The 732-nt window shown below is 65.3% G+C and carries 1 protein-coding gene; it reads left to right on the top strand.

All coding sequences use genetic code 11. The features are described 5' to 3' along the window. The coding region (locus AX735_RS17185) for a DUF736 domain-containing protein (protein WP_066282700.1) at positions 1–482 on the top strand (482 nt) is incomplete at its 5' end. Positions 483–732: the final 250 nt, after the last annotated feature.

Here is a 732-nt window from a genome sequence, read left to right as displayed (position 1 = left end):
ACGCAGAAGGCGTTCACATCGGCCGCATCACCACCCTGACCTTCAGCGCGACGGTCGCTCTGCGGGCCTTCGAATCCACCAACGAGCGAGCACCCAAGTTCGACCTCATGGCACTCTCGGCGGATCGCCGCAGCTGGGTCAAGATCGGTGCGCTGTGGGAATACTCGTCGAACGAGACCGGCGAATGCTTCCTGTCGGGCCAGATCGACGATCCCAGCCTCTCGGCGCCGATCCCGCTCGCCATGTTCCAGCAGAACGATGGGAGCTTCAATGTCGCGTGGCGGCGTTCGAAGCCCAAGGCTTCGCTCGACGGCTTCGGCAGCGAAAGCGAAGGCGCCCTGCCGCCGCTCACCGCCACCGGTGACGAACCGGCCAGCGACCGCGGCGTTGACACCGGCGCGACCAGCGGCGACGGTCTGGGCGAAAGCACCGCGCCCAAGCCTGCAGCCAGGACCAAGGCGCGCGAAAGCGTTGATGCCTGATTGTCATCAGCCCCCGTGACCGGTGCTGCGACCCGCGCTGGTCACACTAGGAAGGCCCGTCCGCGCATGTGTCGCGGGCGGGCCTTTTCTTTTGCAGCTTGCTGTCGAACTCTACAGATCTGCCGGGTGAAGACGGCCTGCGAGAGGGAAGGGGGAGGTGCCGTTCAGGCAAAGGAGGCTTGAATGGCACACACGAACTGGACTCTCGATCTTGGCGGGGCTCCGTGGAACGAAGACTGCGCGCAGATCG

The sequence above is a fragment of the Blastomonas sp. CCH1-A6 genome, from assembly GCF_001556365.1.
Taxonomy (GTDB): Bacteria; Pseudomonadota; Alphaproteobacteria; order Sphingomonadales; family Sphingomonadaceae; genus Blastomonas; species Blastomonas ursincola.
This window is presented reverse-complemented; position numbering and strand designations above follow the sequence as displayed.